12 protein-coding genes and 2 pseudogenes are annotated in these 19942 nt (G+C 70.1%); 7 read left to right on the top strand and 7 right to left on the bottom strand.

What is annotated here, in order from left to right; all coding sequences use genetic code 11:
• Positions 1–8: 8 nt before the first annotated feature.
• The gene (locus tag ESG85_RS11620; RefSeq protein WP_128978197.1) at positions 9–1382 is read right to left on the bottom strand and encodes a GH1 family beta-glucosidase; all 1374 of its coding nucleotides are present in this window, start codon (positions 1380–1382) and stop codon (positions 9–11) included.
• Positions 1383–1851: 469 nt separating this feature from the next.
• A complete protein-coding gene (locus ESG85_RS11615) occupies positions 1852–2526 on the bottom strand; it encodes a TetR/AcrR family transcriptional regulator (protein ID WP_164986223.1) in 675 nt (224 codons plus the stop codon).
• A 330-nt stretch (positions 2527–2856) separates the two neighbouring features.
• Here ESG85_RS11615 and ESG85_RS11610 point away from each other — a divergent pair, with 330 nt between their 5' ends.
• The 3 genes from ESG85_RS11610 to ESG85_RS11600 all read left to right on the top strand — a co-directional run bounded on the left by ESG85_RS11610 (position 2857) and on the right by ESG85_RS11600 (position 4511).
• Positions 2857–3375, top strand: a complete 519-nt coding sequence (locus tag ESG85_RS11610) for a hypothetical protein (RefSeq protein ID WP_128978193.1) — start codon at positions 2857–2859, stop codon at positions 3373–3375.
• Between the two features lie 160 nt (positions 3376–3535).
• On the top strand, positions 3536–3838 hold the full coding sequence (locus tag ESG85_RS11605; RefSeq protein ID WP_128978191.1) for a hypothetical protein: 303 nt from the start codon (positions 3536–3538) through the stop codon (positions 3836–3838).
• Positions 3839–4172: 334 nt separating this feature from the next.
• Entirely contained in the window at positions 4173–4511 is a 339-nt protein-coding gene (locus tag ESG85_RS11600) for a hypothetical protein (protein WP_128978189.1), read from the top strand.
• A gap of 29 nt (positions 4512–4540) precedes the next feature.
• Here the strand turns inward: ESG85_RS11600 and ESG85_RS11595 are convergent, their stop codons facing one another.
• Together ESG85_RS11595 and ESG85_RS11590 are read right to left on the bottom strand one after the other, a co-directional pair.
• Entirely contained in the window at positions 4541–5065 is a 525-nt protein-coding gene (locus tag ESG85_RS11595; protein ID WP_128978187.1) for a MepB family protein, read from the bottom strand.
• Positions 5066–5259: 194 nt separating this feature from the next.
• Positions 5260–5655, bottom strand: coding sequence for a hypothetical protein (locus ESG85_RS11590; protein ID WP_181019013.1), 396 nt, complete (start codon positions 5653–5655; stop codon positions 5260–5262).
• 771 nt (positions 5656–6426) lie between these two features.
• Between ESG85_RS11590 and ESG85_RS11580 the strand changes: the two genes are divergently transcribed.
• From ESG85_RS11580 to ESG85_RS11565, 4 genes and pseudogenes are all read left to right on the top strand, one after another.
• The gene (locus ESG85_RS11580) at positions 6427–7008 is read left to right on the top strand and encodes a hypothetical protein (protein ID WP_128978185.1); all 582 of its coding nucleotides are present in this window, start codon (positions 6427–6429) and stop codon (positions 7006–7008) included.
• 423 nt (positions 7009–7431) lie between these two features.
• Positions 7432–7686 (top strand): annotated as a pseudogene (locus ESG85_RS35855) (GNAT family N-acetyltransferase); the annotation flags it as partial.
• Positions 7687–8077: 391 nt separating this feature from the next.
• Positions 8078–8920, top strand: a complete 843-nt coding sequence (locus ESG85_RS11570; RefSeq protein ID WP_128978183.1) for a PP2C family protein-serine/threonine phosphatase — start codon at positions 8078–8080, stop codon at positions 8918–8920.
• A gap of 253 nt (positions 8921–9173) precedes the next feature.
• Positions 9174–10292, top strand: coding sequence for an MASE1 domain-containing protein (locus tag ESG85_RS11565; protein WP_128978181.1), 1119 nt, complete (start codon positions 9174–9176; stop codon positions 10290–10292).
• A 7-nt stretch (positions 10293–10299) separates the two neighbouring features.
• Here the strand turns inward: ESG85_RS11565 and ESG85_RS11560 are convergent.
• The 3 genes and pseudogenes from ESG85_RS11560 to ESG85_RS11550 all read right to left on the bottom strand — a co-directional run.
• Positions 10300–10632: pseudogene (locus tag ESG85_RS11560) on the bottom strand (IS30 family transposase); the annotation flags it as partial.
• An 89-nt stretch (positions 10633–10721) separates the two neighbouring features.
• On the bottom strand, positions 10722–11135 hold the full coding sequence (locus tag ESG85_RS11555) for a hypothetical protein (RefSeq protein WP_128978179.1): 414 nt from the start codon (positions 11133–11135) through the stop codon (positions 10722–10724).
• Positions 11132–19891 carry a SpvB/TcaC N-terminal domain-containing protein gene (locus ESG85_RS11550; RefSeq protein ID WP_128978177.1) on the bottom strand — a complete coding sequence of 2920 codons (8760 nt, stop codon included), beginning with the start codon at positions 19889–19891 and terminating at the stop codon, positions 11132–11134. Before ESG85_RS11550 ends, ESG85_RS11555 begins: the two co-directional genes overlap by 4 nt.
• Positions 19892–19942 lie beyond the last annotated feature (51 nt).

Here is a 19942-nt window from a genome sequence, read left to right as displayed (position 1 = left end):
TCCGTCGCTCAGGACCGCTGGGAGGCGATGAGGTCGCGGTACCAGGCGAAGCTCGCCCGGGGTGTCCGGCGCAGGGTGGCGAAGTCCACCTCGACGAGGCCGAACCGCTGGTGATAGCCCTCGGCCCACTCGAAGTTGTCGAGCAGCGACCAGGTGAAGTAGCCGCGTACGTCCACGCCGTGGCCGAGGGCGTGCCCGACCGCGGCGACGTGTCCGGCGAGGTAGTCGATGCGTTCCTGGTCCCGCAGTCCGGCCGGCTGCGAGCAGCCGTTCTCGGTGATCCACACCGGCGGCAGGGCCGCGCCGTAGCGCTCCCTGAGCCCGGTGAGCAGCTCGGTGAGCCCTTCGGGGACCACGGGCCAGCCGAACGCGGTGCGCCGGTACGCCTCCTGGGGCTCGGCGAGGTCGAAGGGCAGTCCGGCGGTCGGGTCGCCGGGGGCGGTGACCCAGGTCGGGTTGTAGTAGTTGATGCCGAGGCCGTCCAGCGGTGCGGCGACGGTGGCGAGATCGCCGTCGCGCACCACGCCTCCCCACTCCGGGTCTGCCATGCCGTACGCGGACAGGTCCGGGTAGCCGCCCGTCACGATCGGGTCGTTGAACAGCCGGTTGTGCAGGATGTCGTAGGCCTCGGCCGCGGCGACGTCCTCGTCCGACCGGGCGTCGGTGCGCAGGCGCACCGGGGTGCAGTTGTTGGAGATGAGCACCTGCGCGTCGGGAACGGCGGACCGCAGGGCGGCGGTCGCGAGCCCGTGGCCGAGCAGCTGGTGGTGGGCGACGGGCAGCGCGTCCAGCATCAGCGCGTGGCCCGGGGCGTGGACGCCGAAGCCGTAGCCGAAGGACATGTGCACGAAGGGCTCGTTCAGGGTGATCCACCGCTTGACCCGGTCGCCGAGCCGTTCCGCGGTCACGGCCGCGTACTCCGCGAACCGGTGGGCGGTGTCCCGGTTGAGCCACCCGCCCTCGTCCTCGAGGGCCTGGGGCAGGTCCCAGTGGAACAGGGTGGGCGTCGGCTCGATCCCGGCGTCGAGCAGGGCGTCGACCAGCCGGTCGTAGAAGTCGAGCCCGCGCGGCTCGACCTTGCCCGTGCCCGCCGGTAGCACGCGCGGCCAGGAGACGGAGAACCGGTACGCGTCGAGGCCCAGTCGGCGCATCAACGCGACGTCCTCGTCGAACCGCTGGTAGTGGTCGCAGGCGACCTCACCCGTGTGACCGTCACGCACGGCCCCGGGCCGCCGCACGAACGTGTCCCACACGGAAGCACCCTTGCCGTCCTGCTCGGCCGCGCCTTCGATCTGGTACGCGGCCGTGGCGGCACCCCAGACGAAGCCCTCGGGGAACCTGGGGAGCCGGGCGAGGTCGGCGGAACTCGTGGTCACAGGCACCTGCCTCCGTGACGGGCACGCGGAGAACCCTCGAGGGGTCGCTCCAACGGCACGTGAGAGGACGGCAGTTGAGATCGAGCGGGCCTGCCGTCCGGGGTGGGCCGCACACTAACATGAACCAATGTTCGCGTTCTATGGGTCGGAGGGCGCAGCGAGACGGCCGCACGGGCGGGGGCAGGGGCGGGATCAGGGGCCGGCGGGCGCGCCGATACGGCCCGGAGGCGCGCTGGAGGGACTCAAGGAGGCCGGACCGACATGGACGGGCGGGCCAGAGCGGCATAGACAGGCGGGCCAGAGCGGCATGGACGGGCGGGCCGGAACGGCTCCGCTCACGCCTCCGCGGCCGCGCGCACGCCTCCCAGCCCCCGCTCACGCCTCCGCGGCTGCGCTCACACCTCCCCGCCTCCGCTCACACCTCCCCGCCTCCGCTCACACCTCCGCGGCTCTGCTCACGCGTCCCCTGCCGCGCTCACGCATCCGCGGCTGCCGACGACCGCTCGCGCAGGTCCGCCCAGTAAGCGTTCAGCATCCGCTTCAGCTCCTCGACCGTTTCCAGGTCCGGCTCGCCGTCGCCCTTGAACGCCTCGTGCAGCACGGCGTTGGCGGCCCACACCACCATGCGCGTCGCCCGTCGCAGCCGCTCGCCGCCGGGCGTGCCCGTCACGTGTTCCACGATGCGCCGCAGGCCCTCGGCGATGAGGGCGTTGCTCGTCTCGTCGGCCCGGGCCAGCTCGGGACTGAGGTGACGCCCCGCCCACAGCGCCATGCCGCCCGGCTGGGTGCGGAACAGCTCGGCGTAGACGTCCACCATGGTGTCCACCAGATCGGGCAGCCCGCCCTCGACGGCCCGGTCCACGAGGTCGTCGATGGTGATCCGGAACGCGTCGAGGTACCGGTGTCCCAGCGCGTCCACGACAGCGGCCTTGTCCGGGTAGAACTGGTAGATGCTGCCGACCGGCGCGCCCGACTCCTCGGCGATCCGCCGCATCGTCAACGCCTCGTAACCCTCCTGGGACAGGATCCGGTCGGCCGCGGCGAGCACCGCCTCGACCCGGGCCCGGCTCCGCGCCTGCTGCGGCTGCCGCCGCAGGCGCGCCCGCGGGGCCGGCTGCGACGCCGACTGCGGTCCCGTTGTTTCCGTCACCCCACGCTCCCGGTCGGTCGTCCGACGCAGGGGAACGTAGCACGCGGCCCGCGAACGGACCGCGTGCCCGACGAGGTCGAGGTTCGAGCAGGCCGCGCCCTGAGGGACGCGGCGCGGACCGGCGCACAGACGCCTTCCCGGCCGCAGGAAGGAAGGGTGCGCACGGCGGCCCCGGTCGAGACGCCGGTCGCGCGGCGATAACCTGAAGTCGAGGACCGTCACGGCCGCCCGGCCTCTGACCACACAGGGGAGGCGAGGGCGCGCGGAGCCTCCGTCACACCATCGTCACGGGCCGCTGACGCGGGCCCTTCGGTGACGAAGGGAGCCACCATGAACGTCCGCAGAAGCCGGCACCGTACGCCGGTGCTCCTCTGCACCGCCGTCATGTTCGCGAGCGGCCTGGCGGCGGCGCCCGGCGCGGCCGCCGCACCGGCGCCGGCCAAGGCACCGGCCACGACCCCGGAGGCACCCTGCACCGTCCGCGACGGATATCCGCCGGGCGCGCGCAACACCGGCATCGGCGGCAGCCCCATGAAGTACAGGTTCGCCAACTCGCCCTACGTCGGCGCCCGTTACGACAGCTGCGCCGGCACGCTCAAGCTCTACTACGGTGGCCACACGAGCCCCCGATGGGCCTACTACGAGGTGCAGTACACCCACCCGACCGGGCGCGACTGGAAGACCTGGCAGGTCCGCATCGGCGAACGCCGCGTGGCGACCTGGGACGACCCCGAGCGCGGCAGCTGGAACTTCAAGGTCCGGGCATGCGCCCAGTCGATCGACGACGCCCAGGGACGCAACTGCACACCCTGGTCCCCGCAGCTCTTCGTCTACACCGGCACGGGCTGACCACTCCCCCTATGGCCTGTCCGGCTGCGAAGAGCCGATCGGGCCACCGGCACGCCGCTCCGTTGCCCCTGCCGGACGCTGCTTCGGCCCGGACGGAGTCCGTCTGGTTGCCGAGCCGGTGGGGGTGCCCAACGGTTGAGGACGACGGAAGGAGTCCCGCATGAGAGTCATGCTCAAGGCCCACATCGACACACCGGCCGGCAACGAGGGACTGAAGAGCGGTGCCCTGCCGCAGACCGTGAAGAGCCTGATGGAATCCCTGAAGCCGGAAGCCGCGTACTTCGGCGTGGACGAGGGCGTACGGACCTGCTGGATGGTGTTCGACCTCGAGGACTCCTCGCGGATGCCTCCTCTCCTGGAGGACCTCTTCATGCAGTTCCACGCCGAGATCTCCGTGGTGCCGGTGATGAACGCCGACGAGCTCGCCAAGGGCCTCTCGGAGATGAAGGCGACCCGAAGCTGACCGGACCGGAAGCCGACCGGACCCGTCACGGTCCGACCCCAAGCGAACCGGACCCACCACGACCCGGACCCACCGTGACCTGCCCCGACCTACCCCGGCCTACCCCGACCTGCTCCGACGTGCCCCGACCTGCCCCGCACCGTCGGTGCGCGTACGGCCGCGGCACCAGTCCTGGCGGGCGCAGGCTGCGGCCGACCGGCGGTCGCGGTGGGTTCATCTGTCTTGTGACGAGATGCCGTAGGGGACATTCGAGTGGAGTGCGCGGTGCTCCGCAACCTCCGCCGGTCTCCCTTCTGTCGTTGTCGGCAGTGGTACGACGACCAAGGAGGCACTCGTGACCGGGTTCCAGGCTTTCACCACGGGCACCGCTGCACTGCAGGATCTCGACCCCTACCGGTTCCCGGCCGCGGTCTTCGACGGTGAGCCGGAGCGCACGCCGTCGGCGTACGGCGTCATGGAGGCCGACGACCTCGTTCTTCCCGCACCGGACCCGGCGAGCCGCCTGTGCGCTGCGCTCGCCCCGGTCGACCGCCGCCGTCTGGAGCTGCACGCGGCCCTGACCACCGCGGGCGTCGCGCCCCTGCCCGGCGACCTCGACGCCATCGAAGCCCTGTGCACGCTCGACGACACCACCCACGCGGTGCTCCGGCGCTGGATCAACCACGCCATGTGAGACGGCTCGTGGCGGGGCGGTGACGGGCGCTACGCGCGGTAGAGGGCGTGGGCGCGCGCCAGATCCGCGGGTTCGTCCTGGCCGACGTGGAGGAAGTAGTCCACCTGCCACGCCTGGGTGCTGCGGGCCTGCCGGCTGGTCGTGGTCACCCACGGCGGGTAGACGCGGAACCCGCGCTTCCCGCCGGCGCCGCCGCGGGAGACGATGCCGCGCTCGCACAGCGCCTCGCACGGGAACACGAACTGTCCGAAGCCGCCGCCGTCGCGGCTGCTGACGACGAAGAGTTCCACCCGGTCGTCGGCGTCGAAGGGCCTGATCGGCCCCTCCTGGGACCGCTGCCACACGGTGACGAACTGACCGGCCTTCGTCGGAGTGGTCTTGGCCGCGCGGAACCGGACCGAACGCCCGTCGAGCGTGAACGAGCAGGCCGCGTACTCGGCGCTCTCAGGTTCGGGCACCGGCGACGAGCAGGCGAACCCGCCCGGGTCGTACACCCGTGCCTTCGCCGCCGACAGGTCCCCGTGCAGCCTCGCCCACGGCTCGTGCGTCACCATGCGCACATCCTGCCATCACGTCCGGGGGCACCGTCTCGACCCGGCTGACGGCGGTGGCCCGGAGGGAGGGTGCGACCCCGGTGCGGCAGCCGTCGGCGGCGGCGCAGGCCAAGACCCGCCGGGACGGGCACGACGAAGGGCCGGGCCCGACGGTCGCTGTCGCGGTGGGCGAGCCGACTGCCTGAGACGCCGACTCATTGGGCGAGGTGTCGCCGGACAAACGGTGCCGTTCCCAGGACGAGTGCGGCGAAGACGGTCAGTCGTTGAAGGCCGGGCTGGGCAGCGAAGCTGCTGTGCTGGATGCCGTAGTCCGCGTACCAGTTGGCGGCGAGGTCGGTGGCCATGATGGCGCAGGCGAGGTCGATTCCCAGACGTTCACCCCTGATCAGGAACACAGCGGCAAGCGTGTCGAAGAGCGCCAGGGACGACCAGTAGAGGTTGAGCCGGCTCGGTGCCCAAGCGTAGGGGTGCAGACCGTGGCTGAGAAGGTCGGCTGCATGCGCGGAAGCGCCGACGAAGAGCAGCACGGCCGCGATCACACAGACCGAAATGACCGACCAGCGCGGGGTGTGGCGCATCCATCCGATCATGCTGCGGATCGTCCCCTTTCCCGGGCGTGCCAGGCAGGCCACCAGCTTGCGATGGCGGACGAGAGCGGCTGCGATGCCGTCGTATGGGCCATCATCCGACGCGCCGACGCCCGGGCCCAGCACACCGGCTGGGTTCCCGGCCCCAGTGACACCTGCCCAAGCATTCCGGTCACAGTCGAAGCCAAGGCCGTCGGAGTCACGAGACGACCCTTACGGCAGACCTCATTTGGCGAGTTGAGTCTGCAGTATCCGCTTCGGCATGAATTTGAGAGAGGGCTGCTTGTGACGAGGCTGCGGACGGCTGTGGCCGAGGAGGGTTGCCACGCAGGATGATGAGCACATGCTCCCTCCCCGACTGCTGTGGTGCGACCCGCGTCCCATTCCCAGGGACAACCTGCAGGAACCGGTGACGCTCGTGGTCCGTGACCCTGGCTTCCACGAACCGACCGATGAGGACGACTGCACGTCCTTCGGATACGTGTGCCAGTCCCACGACGGTCCGTACCGAGGTGACGCATGCCGGGGTGGACCATCACATCTCATCGCCCTGGACTGCGCGGAACACGGGCTGGAGAACATGTGGCCGGACGGCCGCATGCTGATGCTTCCAGACGGATTCACCCCGCCGCTGAACGATGAGCAGTTGGTCTGGGCACGTGCGGAGAACGACTTCCCGTAAGGCGCACACCGGGCCCGGTGCCGCCCCTCGGCATCGGGGTCCGCCGATCAATGGGGGCGACAGTCCGGATCAGCGGGTGTCACCATCCGGTCATGTGCGAAGACTGCCTGCCCGGCTACACACGCTGTGTCCACGTCACCGCTGACGCCACCGACGCGTACCGCCAGGCCATGCGGCTGTGCGCGCTGATGGAACACCGCGGTGAGGAGGCGGAGCTGCTGACGCATCTGGAAAGCGTCGGCGAGGTCCGTCGAATGGCAGCGGCGCTGCCGAACCCCCGCTTTGTCCACCGCCCTTACCCTGGCTCCCGACCCCCTTGCGGCGCCGGCGGCTGCGAACCGGACGTGCCGGTCATGGACGACAGTGAACTGGAGGCACACCTGCCGCTCGAGATGTCGGCACGGTTCGCACCGGGGACGGCCGAGGACCGGGTCATCGCGGCCCTGGGCGACGACGGCAACGCGGTCTTCCTCGTATGGCCGGGCCGCTGGCCTGACAGACCCGAGCACGGCCTGCACGGCTTCCGCCACGACGCGGTACAGGTCGCCTTCCGCGGCGACCACTCCGACCCCGCACTGCCGTCCGGCCGGCACGCGGTCCACGTCCACGTGTCCAAGGAGTCCGGCCACCGCGGCGCCGAGTATCTGGCTGCGCAGGCGGGCGTGCACCCGTGACCAACTCGGCGCTCGTGCCTAATGTCTGCCAGCGAACGTCCCGAGCCATGGTGCGGCCCGGGCCGAGGCATGTGAGGCGTCGGCACTCACTGAGCTCTGTCCCACTGCACGCTGAGCCGGTCGGATGTAGGGCGAGGACGGCTTCGACGAGTTCGGTGATGCGGACCGGACGGCGGCATGTGATGGGCCGCGAGATCGTTCACCCGAGAACGGACGTCACTGTGTGGGACGGCCCGTGTCGGTGTACGGCTCTGATCTTCCCGGCTGCGTAGGACGGCTGTCCTCAGCGCTCCGCCTTGCCGACCTCTTCGCTGCCACGTAATTCATGCGACAGGGAGCGCCGGCTCTGGGACTCTGCGGTCCGGGCCCGGGGGACAGAGTGATCATTCGGTGCGATAACTGGAGTGGTGATCAACGGGCTTCGTGCTTGAGGGACCGGTTCTGGAGGGCGCAGTCGTATGCCTGGAGCCGCTGAGCCACCGACATGCGGAGGGCTTGGCCCCGGCGGCGGAGGAGAACCGCGGCTCGTATGGGTTCACATGGGTGCCGAAGGCCACCGAGGTCGAGGGATACATCGACGCCCAGCTCACCCGCGCCACTGACGGGAAGCTTGCCCCGTACGCGCAGGTGGATCGGGTTTCGGGGCGGGCGGTCGGGGCCACGGCTTACGCGCATCCAGGTCAGCCCGCGGCATCCCGTCGATCACGGCCAGGCAGGGATCGATACCTTCGGCCGCGGCGGCAGCTGCCCACGAACTGCGGACAGGCGGAATCGAGGGGCTTGCGGACGGTCCGCCACGAGACGTTGCACGTGCGCTCAAGTGCACGGACCGTCCTGCCGGCGCGGTGATCGCGCCGGATCGGGGCGCCCGGATCCGGATCCCGATCTCCTGGCGGCGCCATCGGGCCGGGGTGCGGGGTGCGGGGGTGCGGGGGCGATGAGATGCGGGCGTCGTGCCCTGCGGGCAGAGTGGGGAAGGACCTGTTCGTACCGAGGTGGTCCCCTGGGGTCCCGCGTGCTGGAGACGGGACGGAGTGATACGAGGATTGTCGTGACGTCGGAGTGATCGATGTTCCGAAAACGGCCGGCCGACAACAGCGAGGATCTTCTGGTCCGGCTCGGGTCGCTGACCGCCAAGGCTCGGGAGCTGGCCGAGACCCAGCGTTCCCGTGTCGAGCTCGCCGTGGCCCTGCAGCGCGGCATGCTGCCCTCGGACCTGCCCAGTTTTCCGGGCGCCCGGCTGGCCGTCCGCTACGAGCCCGCCAACCACGGGCTCAACGTCGGCGGTGATTGGTACGACGCCTTCTCCCTGCCCGGCGGGCAGATCGGCATGTCCATCGGTGACGTCCAGGGGCACAACATCGAGGCCGCCGCCTTCATGGGACAGGTCCGCGTGGCACTGCGCGCGCTGGCCTCCGTCAGCGGAGACCCGGGAGAGCTGCTCGGTCGCACCAACGACCTGCTGGTCTCTCTGGGCGCCGACCTCTTCGCCACCTGCACCTTCCTGCGGCTCGACCCCGCTGCCGGCATCCTGGAGTGCGCCCGGGCCGGTCACATCCCCCACATCTGGGCCACCAGCGACGGCCGCTCCGGCATCGACGACAGCGAGGGCGGGCCTCCGCTCGGTGTGCTCCGCGGCGTCGACTACCCGGCCACGCGCCACCGGCTCACCGCCGACGGTGTCTTCGTCCTCCTGACCGACGGGGTGGTGGAGGGGCCCTCCCTCCACGTCGATGAGGGTCTGGACCGGGTGACGAGGCTCGCCGGGATCACCGCCGTCGCCGGGCTGGACGTCGACGCGCTCGCCACCGCCGTCATGAAGCTGGCAGCCACGGTGGGGCACGAGGACGACGCAGCCGTCCTGGTCGTCGGCCATGACGGCGGTCCCGCTCCGTCGACGGTCGAGGGGTGAAGGGGCTCGCCCATGGGCGGCCCGGGTCGGCCGGGGTTGGCCGGGGCCGGCCCGCCCCCCTGTCGGCCCGCCCCGGTTCGGGCCAGACCTCGGGCCGGTCCTGACTCCGCCAGCCGGCCAGTCCTGACTCCGCCAGCCGGTCCGGACTCCGCCAGCCGGTCCTCACTCCGCCGGCCGGTCCGGACTCGTGCCGTACGGCGGCGCCCGACACGCAGGGGTCCTTGCCCGGCCGTGGCGGCCCGGCCGGTGTCTTATGGCTGGCGTGTTCGTTAATCGGCAGTTCCGGCCCCTTACCGACGCGGCGCTGATTTCGCTGGCCGTGGCGGTCTGCTACTACGCGGCCGGACGGCTCGGCCTGCTGGGCCGCCTCGTCGTCGAAGGCGTGGTGGCCACCCCCATCTGGCCGCCCACCGGCGTCGCCGTCGCCGCCCTGCTGCTGTTCGGCGCGCGGGTCTGGCCCGGGATCGCCCTCGGCTCCTTCCTCGTCATCACCTCCCTCACCACCCCTGGGCCCACCACGGCGGTCACCGTGGTGAGCAACACCGTCGCGCCGCTCTGCGCCTTCCTGCTGCTGAGACGGGCCGACTTCCGGCTTGACATGGCGCGGCTGCGGGACGGACTCTCACTGATCTTCCTTGGGGGCTTCGGCGCCATGCTGATCAGCGCGACCGCGGGGGTCGGACTACAGGTGGTGAAGGGCTCCCTGGACAGGAGCGAGTTCTGGGCCGTGTGGCTGGCCTGGTGGGCGGGTGACACGATGGGGGTTCTGCTCGTCGCTCCGCTCCTGCTCGTCCTCGCAGGGCCGTCCGGACGGTTCCGGGTACGGCGCTGGAAGGAGGCGGCCTTTCTGGGGCTGACGACCCTGGTTCTCGTCCCCCTGGCCGTGCTCAGCCCGATGGGCCTGCTCTTCCTCGTCTGCCCCCTGCTGGTCTGGGCGGCGCTCCGCTTCCAGCTCGCCGGAAGCATGCTGTGCGCGCTCTTCGCATCCGTGTTCGCCACCGTCGTGGCGACCTCCGACCATGGCTCGTTCTCCCACCTGTCGGACGTCGAGATCATGGTCAAGCTCCAGACGTTCAACGGTTCCGCCGCCCTGACCGCCCTGCTGCTCGCCTCCGTCATCACCGAGCAGCGTGCGACCCGCCGTTCGGTGCGCCACGCCTGCGAGGAACTGGCGGAGGTCCTGGAGCACCTCGCGGTGGGCGAGCCCTCCCCGGCTCCGCCCACCGGGCCCCCGCCCGAGCCCTCCGAGAGCCGGCCGGCCCCACCCGGCGGCCTCCGGGATCCATGCCCCTCCGCGTCCACGACGGATCCCCTCAACGGCGGTTGCGGCGCTCACGGTCGGGTCGTTGGTCCGGGAGGGGGCGGGCCGTGACCGTGGCCGTGTGGGTGAGGCGGCCCAGCTCGGCCGCGATCACGCGGACCGTGGCCTTCTCCCGCAGCCGGTCGGCGCGGTGGATGCGGTCTGCCTCGTTCAGGTACGGCGACGGCGCGGAAGGCGGCACCACCTCGTGGATCGGTGGTGCCGCCTTGCTCCCGCCGGACGCGCATCGTCCGTTCCGCCAGCGTCTGCCGGTCTCCGGGTTGATCCCGACGATCCGGCACGCTTCCTTGCTGCTCAGGCCCTGCCGCATGAGCTGGGAGTATGCCTCCCGCTCAGCCGTCAGCTTCTCGGGCTCCTGAGGCTTCCGGACCCAACGCAGAAGCCCTGCCAGGACGCACACCTGACAGGGCTTCTACTTTGCTGCCGCTACATAGCGCTTGCACCTACGCACTAGCTGCAAAACTCAGCGCAATCGGCACGCTATTCAACCTCGATCAAGTCGATGCGATATTCACGGCGCACGTCCTCTACGAGACGCTTCCCGCCAGCCTTCACCATGCCGCGAGCCCACCAGAATTCACCTGGAATCCCAGGAAAAACTTCTGGAATCAGAAGCGCGCGGAACCTTGAATCGATCTCTTCCACCCTTGCGCGCAGATGCGACATTTCAGGGAATTCCTGCAACTCCACAGAAGTCAGAGCCCGCTCCAAGGAATCTCTTGAGGTGAGATCATTGAAGTAGTCCTCAGCATCGCGCGGGTAACCCTGCTCGCAATCGTCAACGAACCTCGACCAGCGCCCCAGCAGCGCCTCTGGGGCAGTGTCCCGCCAGCGGCCCGACGCCCTGATAAAGCTAGAGAATTCTTCTTCGAAGTTGGCAATTCTTCGAGTCACCTAGCCGCCTCCCTCGCGAAATAGGTAGCGGGGTCATCCGGTCGAAAATAGGTCGTGATAGTGTTCCCGTTCTTCATCCCAACTCTTCCCTGCGTGTCCATTCGGATAACTACACCGTCACTTCGAATGGCCTCACGGGCGCCAGCCGGGCAGGTACTCGAACACATCAGAGACTTAGCGTCGGCCACATAATTGTCAAAACCCTTGTCGAGGTCCGGGATGTCGTACTCCGGCATATCCGGCGTACGCGTCGGCTGGCCAGCGTTGTCAAGCCCCAGCACATGCTTGTCGAAGTGCTCATCCGCCTTACCGGGGGCGAAGTTGCAGTTGTGAACGAGTACGGGCGTGGCCCCCGCCAGCACATAGTACGTGTGGATGTTCTCGACCGTCAGGTTGTGCACCCGCCGGTGTTCTGTCCACGCCCGGACCGCCGTGACCTGCGTGTACGTGCCGCTGCCCGTGCGCAGCAGCGTTCCCGGGGCGAGGTCCGCCGCACGGACCCACGCGCCCAGCGCCGGGACCCAGAACGGGTGGCCGTCCGTGGCGACGACCTTCGCGGTGGCGTGATCGGCGGTCGCGATCGTGATCTCGACGAGGTGCTTCTCGCCCTCGCCCACGATCAGCCGGGTCACCGGTCGCGCGCCCGCCTCGCCCGTTTCCGGGTCCGTCGCCATGACCTCGTCGCCCAGCCGGACTTCGGAGATCGGTTTGTGGGTGCCGTCGGCCATGAGGACCGGGGTGTCAGGGGTGAAGCTGTTCGTGGTGCAGGAGGCGGGGGTGGGGGCGGGGGCGTCGTCCGCGGCCTTGACCGTCTTCGCCGCGTCCGTCGCGTTGGTCGCGTTCTTGGCCGCCTGAGTGGCGTCCAGGGCCCGGTTGCCGTACTTCGCCGCGTTCGCCGCGTATCCCGCGCCCGGGATCGCCGCGGCCGCGGACAGGCCCGCGTTGACGTAGTCGCCTTCAGCCGCGTACCAGCCGGCGTTCGTCAGGTCGGCCGCCTCGCCGACGACGGGGACCATGCCGACGACGTCGAGCGTGGTGTGCCCGATGGTCTTCCAGGACGGCATCTTGGGCCACTTGCCGGTGGGGTCGGTCAGCTTCAGCGGGTTGTTGTGGGTGTACGTGTACGCCGCGAGGTTGCGGGGCTCGTCGAGGCCGCCGGCGATGTCCTTGTCGAGGTAGTCGGGCAGGGCGGGGTCGGGGCTCGCCCAGAGCTGGGTTCTGGGGTTGTAGTAGCGGGCGCCGTAGTAGTAGAGGCCGGTCTCGGCGTCGAGTTCCTTGCCGGTGAAGCGGTAAGGGGTACCGGGCGCGTCCGGGTCGCCGGTGCGTTCCTCGACCCAGGTCTCGCCGAACGGGAAGTACTCCAGGTGTTCGGTGACCGCGCCCTCCTTGTCCGTCACGTAGCCGGAGGAGCCGATGTGGTCGGCGTGGAAGAACCACTGTGCGTCCTCGGTCCCGGTGGCCACGACCGTCTTCGTGGTCAGGCGGGTGTCACCGACGAAGATGTGCTTGTAGCCGGTGGTGTCGCGTTCGCTGTAGGTGCGGTTGGGGTAGAGCGAGAGCCCGTCGCCGCGCTTGACGACGCGGTCGCCCTTGTCGTCGTAGGTGTAGCCGACGGTCGCCCCGGGGCAGCCGGCCGGGTCCTGGGTGACGGTGGCCGTGGCGGTGTCCTGGTTGCAGGCGAGGCGGTTCTCCTCGTCCCACACGTACTGGCGCCGCTTGCCGCTGACGGCGGTGTTGACGGCGCCGGTCAGGTTGCCGTTGGCGTCGTACGCGTGGGTGACCGGGCCGACCTTGCTCGGGGCGTGCGGCCTCGCGGTGTCGTAGGTGTACGTGTAGTCGTAGCTGGTGCGGTCCTGGACGTCGGCCGGGTTCGACGGGTCGTCGACCGGCTCGATCGGTCCGGCGCGCCCACCGGTGGCAGGGAAGGCCGGGACGCCGCCGACGACCTCGTGGTGCTGCGACTTGCTCGTGGTGTTGTGGATCGAGTCGTAGCCAAGGTTCAGGGTGTACGTGTTGAGCCGGTGGTTCCTGTCGGTGTAGCGGCCGGACGCCGAGGTCAGCCGGTACTGGTCGTCATAGCCGAAGGTCTGGCTGCTCGGGCCGCCGGTCGGGCCGCCCTGCGGGGCGTTGTCGGCGAGGCCGGTGAGGTTGCCGATGTCGTCGTAGGTGTAGCCGAGGTTCTGGAAGGCGGTCCCGTTCGCGGCGGTCGACGCGAGCCCGGCGAGCCTGCGGTCGGCGGCGTCGTAGCTGTACGTCGTGCGGACGCCGTTGCCGGTCTGCTGGAGGACCTTCTGGCCGAACTTGTCGTAGTCGAGGCGGTCCAGGTAGGTGTAATCGGTGCCGTTCTTGGTGCCGGTGGCCCGGGTGACCTGGCCGCCGGAGTCGTAGGCGTAGCTCAGCACCTCGCCGTCGGGGTAGGTGAGCTGGAGGACCCGGTTGAAGGCGTCGTAGCGCCAGGCGGTGGTGTAGGTGCGCGGCGCGCCGCCGGTGGCGGTGATGGTGCGGGTTTCCTTGGTCACCTCGCCCAGCGCGCCGTAGGCCCGGGTCACCGTGCCAGCCGCGTCGTGGACCTCGGTGATCCGGGACGCCGCGTTGTCGGGGGCGCCGGGGGCGCCGTAGGAGTAGCTGACGTCGTTGCCGGGGAAGGTCGGGTAGCGGATCGCCTTGAGGCGCGAGTAGTCGTACTCGTAGGTGATGGTCCGGCTCGCGGCCCGCAGGTTCGGGGTGATCTTGGCGGTGATGTTTCCGGCCAGGTCGTAGCGGGTCTCGGTGCGTCCCGCGTCGGGACTGTCGAAGACGGTGCGGCGGCCGAGCCCGTCGTACGCGGCGCGGGTGACGTTGTTCTTGTCGTCGGTGATCGCCGTGACTCGCCGCAGCGGGTCGTTCGTGTAGCCGGTCCAGATCGCGGTCGGGCCGTTGAACTCCTTGACCGCCGTGGTCACGCCCCGGACGTCGGTGTACGTGCGCCGCTGCTTGCCGTTGCCGTCCGTCACCGTGGTCTCGAACCGAGTGGTCCCGGCCCGGTCGGGGCCGAAGGCGTACGCGGTGCTGGTGGTGATGCCGTCCGGCTGCACGGTCTTCACGGACCTGTCGAGCACGTCGAAGGTCTCTTCGGTGGGGGCGACGGTGTCGAAGGCAGTGTTGAAAGTGGTGTTCGTGGCGCCCTTCGGCTCGGTCACCGGGTAGTACTTCTCGACCGCGTGGCCGAAGGCGTCGAACTTCAGCCGGCCGGACACCGTCATCACCCGGGCCGGAGTGGCCCCGGGCGTGGCGGCGACGTCGGCGTCCTTCTTGGTCTGCAGGATCCGCTTGAGGCCGTCGCTGAAGGTGATGGTGTCGATGGTGTCGGTGCGGACGCCGGTCGCGGTGCGGTCCAGGTGCTTGCTGGTGGCGTACGGGACGGGCGCCTCGGGGTGGTACTCGAAGTCGATGGTGGCGGGGCCGCCGCCGGTCTCGTACGGCCCGGTCACCGTGTCGAGGCGTCCGACGCTGTCGTACGACATGCGCACCGACTGGTCGTTATGGTCGGTGTTGCGTTCGGGCAGGCCGTACTTGAGGTTGTGGGTCGAGGACGAGCGGTAGCCGAAGCTGTCGACGACGGATTCGACGTGGACGCCGACGACGGTGTCGTAGCCGTAGGTCAGGGTGTACCGCTGCCCGGTGGCGTTGGGCGGGCCGGTGGACGTCCTGAGGTTGCCGTCCGGGTGGTAGGTGAGGTCGGACACGGCGGCCGTGTCGTCGTCGAGGTACTCGCGGACCTGGCGGATCTCGGTGGTGGCGCAGTCGACGTCGGCCTCGCGGTGCCGCAGCACGGTGCCGGTCGCGGCGGCCTTCTGGCGGAGCGCGTTGGCGATGCCGACGACGCCGCGGTCCCGGCAGGCGGGGTCGGCGGCGCTGTAGCCGTAGGTGGTCTCCAGGTCGTCCGCGGTGCCCTCGTCGGCGGTGTCGAGGGTGCGGACGACGTTGCCGTAGGCGTCGTAGGAGAGGTCGGTGTACGTGCTCCGCCCCTCGGTGGCCACGCCTTCGTGGTACTTCTCCTCGACGCGGACCAGCTGCGGGAAGACGGCGGCGGTGGGGCTGTCCGGATCGGCCTCGGTGCCGGTCGCGGTGTCGTGCAGCCGGTAGCTGTTGAGAGTCTCGCGGTACGGGCGGCCCGCGCCGTCCGTGGTGAGGGAGCGGGTGAGCAGGCCGCGGCCGACGTGGCCGTCGGTGCGGTACTCGTCGGTGACCATGCGGCGGACGGCGTCGTCCGCGGCGGGGTCGCGGTGCTCGGTCACCACCCGGCCGAAGCCGAGGAACTCGCGCTCCAGGCGATCGTGCCGGCCCTGCTCGTAACGGAAGGTGGTGAGCCGGGTGTCGACGCCGTCGCCGGTGACTCCGTCCTGGACGGTGGTGCGGGAGAGCGACCAGCGGCTCTCCGGCATCGCGGCGGTGTTGCCGGTGCGGGTGTAGTCGAGGTCGATGCGGGCGCCCATCGGGCGGCTGACGGAGCGCAGCAGGTTGGTGCGGCCGGTCTTGTTCACGGCGACCAGGAGTTCGTCGTCCCGGGTGGACTTGACGTGGTCGGCGAGGCCGTCGCCGTTGACGTCACGCAGACTGGTCTCGGCGCGGCCGATGCCGGTGGTCGCGTTGACGCCGGGGTTGAAGACGAAGACGCCGACAGGAGTGGGCAGGCCGACGGTGAAGTAGACACCCCCGCCGAGGCTGGCGTTCTTGTCGACCGCGATGTCGGGGAAGCTGCCGCGGAACGGGGTGGGCGCGGTGAAGCCGGTGCCGGTGTTGACCGCGACCTTGATCGGGTTGGCTCCGTCGGTGAACACCCGGTCGACGAGGCCGTCGCCGTTGACGTCCGTCATGCTCGCGTTGGTGTACGAGGTTCCCAGCTCGGCGGACAGGCCGCCGGCGAAGCCGTAGCGGTCGACGTTGAACCCGAGGTTGACGCCGACGTTGCGGGTGGAGGCGTCGTTGATCGGCCCGGCCGACCAGGGTTCGCGAGCGGCGAAGGAGTAGCCGAGGTTCAACTGGGCGTCGCCGTTGGCGAACACCTTGTCCGGCAACGCGTCCCCGTTGATGTCCATCAGGTCGACACGGGTGTCGGACTCGCCGCCGCCGAGGCTGCCGCCGATACCGAGCGACGGCTGGACCGCGCCGGTGGTGGCGGTGTTGGCGCTGGTGCCCGCGTCGGGCGCGGCCATGCCCTGTGCGCTGGCGATGGTGGCGGTCTCGCTGCCGGCGGACAGTGACACGTTGCCGGAGACGTTGTCCGCCTCGCGAACGTTGCCGCCGAGGGTGCCGCGGGTGGCGCCGAGCGCGCCGTTCATGTCGGAGAACTGGATCTCCTTGGCGCCGACGACGTCGGGGTAGCCGTCGCCGTTGAGGTCGAGGTAGTCGACCGAACCCGCGGTGATGCCGCCGACCACGGTGCCGCCGAACGGGCCGGCCGCGAGGGTGGCCGACACCTGGCCGGTGACTCCGCGGCGCATCACCGTCCGGTCGCCCTTCACATCGGCGTCGGTGACGATGTCGATGGTGTCCGCGCCGAGGCGGGAACTCGTCGCCATCGCGGCGGTGATCCAGGAGGACTCGTCCTGGGCGGCCCAGCCGCCCTTGGCGGGAACGGGGGCGAACACCGCGAGCCGCGGCATGGTGAGCCGGGGATTCGCGGCGAACGGCGCTACGTCCGCTTCCTTGGGTTCCTTGGGAAGCAGGTCTTTGAAGCTCTGGTCCAGCGCGAGTTCGGCCTGCTTGATCGGTTGGGTGGCGCGGTCGCGGTTGCCCTGGTAACCGATCACACCCCAGCCGCGGTATGGCTGGGCGAAGGCGCCCTGCCCGACGGAACCGTGCATGGCGCTCGGCGCGGGGGTGAAGGCCGGCCAGTTCGAGGTCACGTCGTAGGTGACCGACGCGGACTGCTCGACAAGCAGTCCGAGCAAGCCGGTCTCCACCGTGGAGTAGTCGATGTAGAGCTCGTCGCCGGCGGTGACCGGCACGGTCAGGTCCAGGTTCTTGCCGCTGAAGGGGGAGGTGTCCTTGGCTTGGAAGGTCCGTTTGCCGAGCAGCTGTCCGCCGCGCTTCTTCACCGTGAACGCGATCTTGGCATCTCCGAGGAGATTGAAGTCGAAGGACAGCTTCGGCCGCACCTTCAACTGGCCGGTCCTGGGCGCCTTGTAGGACTGCTGCGGCGCGGTGAGGGTGTCCGCCGGGAACATGGTCATGTCGTACGGAGGGGTGATCACCAGCGTGGGATCGCCCTTGGCGTCGACGACCGAAGCGACCCCCTGCGCGGCCGTGTAGTGCGCCTTCGGCGCCCAGCTCACCGCCGAGACGTCGATCGGGGAGTCGGTCTTCAGCTTCCACGACATCTTCTCGAACATGCTGACCGGGATGCTCACGTCGATCGCGGTGGTGCCGGTCGACGCGGCGGGCAGGACCTTGCTGTACACCGCCGTGCCGGGGTGGACGCCGTTGCCCTTCTCGATCACGACGGTCACGTCGTCCGAGGTCGCCTTCGACTTGACCACGTCACCGGTCAGCCGCAACGTGCCGTTCACCGGCACGGTCACCAGGGACGGCCTGCCGCCGAAGGTGAAGTCCGTCGACGCGCGGAAAACGGTGTTCGCCAGCCCGTTCGCGTCCGTGCCGGCCGGCAGGTCGGTGTAGGTGATCTCCGGGTCCCACGCCACGGTGTCGTACTTGCCGTCCAGAATGGACTGTGTTCGGAAGTAGAGCGCGTCGCCCTTCTTCACGGGGATCGACGCCACGTTGCCCGGGGTGAACTGGGTGTGGTCGTCGGGGCCGATCCGCTGTGCCCAGAGTTCGGCGTCCTTGTGCTGGATGGTGACCCGCACGCCGTCGGCCTTGGTGTAGGCCGCCCGCGCCGGGGAGGGGTCCTCGGTCAGCTGCACGCCGCCGTCCACGCGGACGGTGCCGTCGAACGGGGCGACCCAGCGGCGCACCGTGTCCAGCAGCGGCGAGTTGTCCACCTGCTGGTTGAACTGCGCGGTCTGATCGCCGACGATCTCGCCGGTCACCGCGCCGCCCCCGACCGGCACCGGGGTGCGGGTGGAGTCCGCGCTGTAGGCGGGTTGCCCGTTCGCGTCCAGGTAGCCGAACAGCACGCCGCCGTTGTTCACCAGGTCGGCGATGCCGTCGCCGTTGACGTCGCTGAAGAACCGGTCCGAGGTGGTCGTGGTGCCCACGAAGTCCAGCTGGGCCGAGGTCGTGAGGACGTACGACTCGACGCCGATGGTGCCGGACAGCGTGCGCTCGGTCGAGATTCCCGGGAGGTTGGTGAGCTTGACGGGCGTGTCACCGAACTTCTGCGCCCCACCCGGTCCGGCCAGATTGGGCCGGTAGAAAACGTCGTTGTTCTTGCGGAACACCTTGTCCGGCAGGTTGTCGCCGTTCACGTCGGTCAGCGTCGACAGGCCATCGGACTGGCCCGCGCTGAACCCGACCTTCAATCCGATGGAACCCTCCTTGGTCGTCAGCCCCTGCACGTTGTAGCCCGCGAACAGGTGCGCGCCGAAGCCGGCGGACGTGTTCGCCGAGATCGCGCTGGCCTCGCCCTCGCGGATGTTCAGCCCGAGGTCGTCGTCCGGCACCGACCAACTTGCCGCGGTGCCGAAGGCGTTGTAGGCGCCCGCCTGGTCCCGTACGTCGTCGAAGTAGTCGAACGTGTGGGTGGTGAAGAGCTTGTCGTCCTCGCCGAACTGCGACACCGACTGCAGCAGTGTCTTGGCGAACGCGCCGGTCCGGTAGTTGAGTTCGTAGGCACGGATCAGCCGGTCGTCGAGCTTGACCTCGATCCGGCGCAGCAGGTCGGCAGTGACCCGCTTGAAGCCGTAGCGTCCGTCGATCTGGACGTCGCCGCGGCGCGGTTCGCCCCGGTCACGGTCGCGGAGGAAGGTGACCGAGTAGCGGCCCTCGGTGTCGCCGCGTCCGGTGTAGGTGATGCGCTGCGGGTACAGGGCGCGGCCCGGCACGGTGGCTTTGGCGACGCCGCCGTCCTCGACCCGGACGTGGTGGTAACGCATCAGGTTGTCGTGCGCGTCACGGACCTCGCGGGCCGCCCACACGGCGATGTTGCCGGCCCCGTCGGCGAGCGTGGCGTCCGCCGCGCCGCCGTACACGGTGCGGGTGCCTTGCTTGTCGGTGACCTCCCACCAGTAGGTCGACGGCTTGTCGCCGTGTCGCACGATCCGGTCGAAGCGGCCCTCGACGCGTGGGTGGAAGACCTTCTCGGCGGTACGCGCCTGGAGTTCGCCGCGGTGGGCGACCGGGGTGAGCTGTTCCCCGTTCAGCAGGTACGACTCCGTCTCCTTGCCCGCGTCGTACCGTGGCACGCCCCAGCGGGTGTCCACGGTGATCGACGGCGTGCTCACGTCCCAGCCGAGTCCGGTCCACCCGTTGCCCCCGGCCGAGTTGTACGCGACGGCCAGCTCGGGCTGCACTCCGCCGCGGCCCTTCGGCACTTCGAGCGGATACGAGAGGCGGGCGTCGCCGGTGCTGTCGGCGGTCGGCGGTTCGATCAGGTTCACCCCGGCGCCGGGGTCGGCCGCCTTGATGTCCTTGATCTGGTTGGGGTTGAACGAGGTCCCCTCCGGTCCCTCCGGCCCGGTGACCGCGGTCCCCGCGTCCGGCCCGGCGGCGACGCTGCGGAACGGCCAGGGCGAGGTCAGCCCGGACATGAGCAGGGCGAGGATCAGGAGGAGCACCACCCCGGCCCGTCGCCGGAACACGCACAGGACAGTCATCGCTTGGCCCCCACCCCGTAGGACTCCCCCAGGAGCGCGCGTCCTACGACG

Source organism: Streptomyces roseicoloratus, from assembly GCF_004117935.1.
Classification (GTDB): Bacteria; Actinomycetota; Actinomycetes; order Streptomycetales; family Streptomycetaceae; genus Streptomyces; species Streptomyces roseicoloratus.
This window is presented reverse-complemented; position numbering and strand designations above follow the sequence as displayed.

Bases quoted from the DNA above. Each gene is read 5' to 3' on its own strand.
- ESG85_RS11610 (WP_128978193.1), top strand. From the start codon at position 2,857: ATGAACGTCCGCAGAAGCCGGCACCGTACGCCGGTGCTCCTCTGCACC.
- ESG85_RS11605 (WP_128978191.1), top strand. From the start codon at position 3,536: ATGAGAGTCATGCTCAAGGCCCACATCGACACACCGGCCGGCAACGAG.
- ESG85_RS11595 (WP_128978187.1), bottom strand. From the start codon at position 5,065: ATGGTGACGCACGAGCCGTGGGCGAGGCTGCACGGGGACCTGTCGGCG.
- ESG85_RS11590 (WP_181019013.1), bottom strand. From the start codon at position 5,655: ATGATCGGATGGATGCGCCACACCCCGCGCTGGTCGGTCATTTCGGTC.
- ESG85_RS11580 (WP_128978185.1), top strand. From the start codon at position 6,427: ATGTGCGAAGACTGCCTGCCCGGCTACACACGCTGTGTCCACGTCACC.
- ESG85_RS11570 (WP_128978183.1), top strand. From the start codon at position 8,078: ATGTTCCGAAAACGGCCGGCCGACAACAGCGAGGATCTTCTGGTCCGG.
- ESG85_RS11565 (WP_128978181.1), top strand. From the start codon at position 9,174: ATGGCTGGCGTGTTCGTTAATCGGCAGTTCCGGCCCCTTACCGACGCG.
- ESG85_RS11550 (WP_128978177.1), bottom strand. From the start codon at position 19,891: ATGACTGTCCTGTGCGTGTTCCGGCGACGGGCCGGGGTGGTGCTCCTC.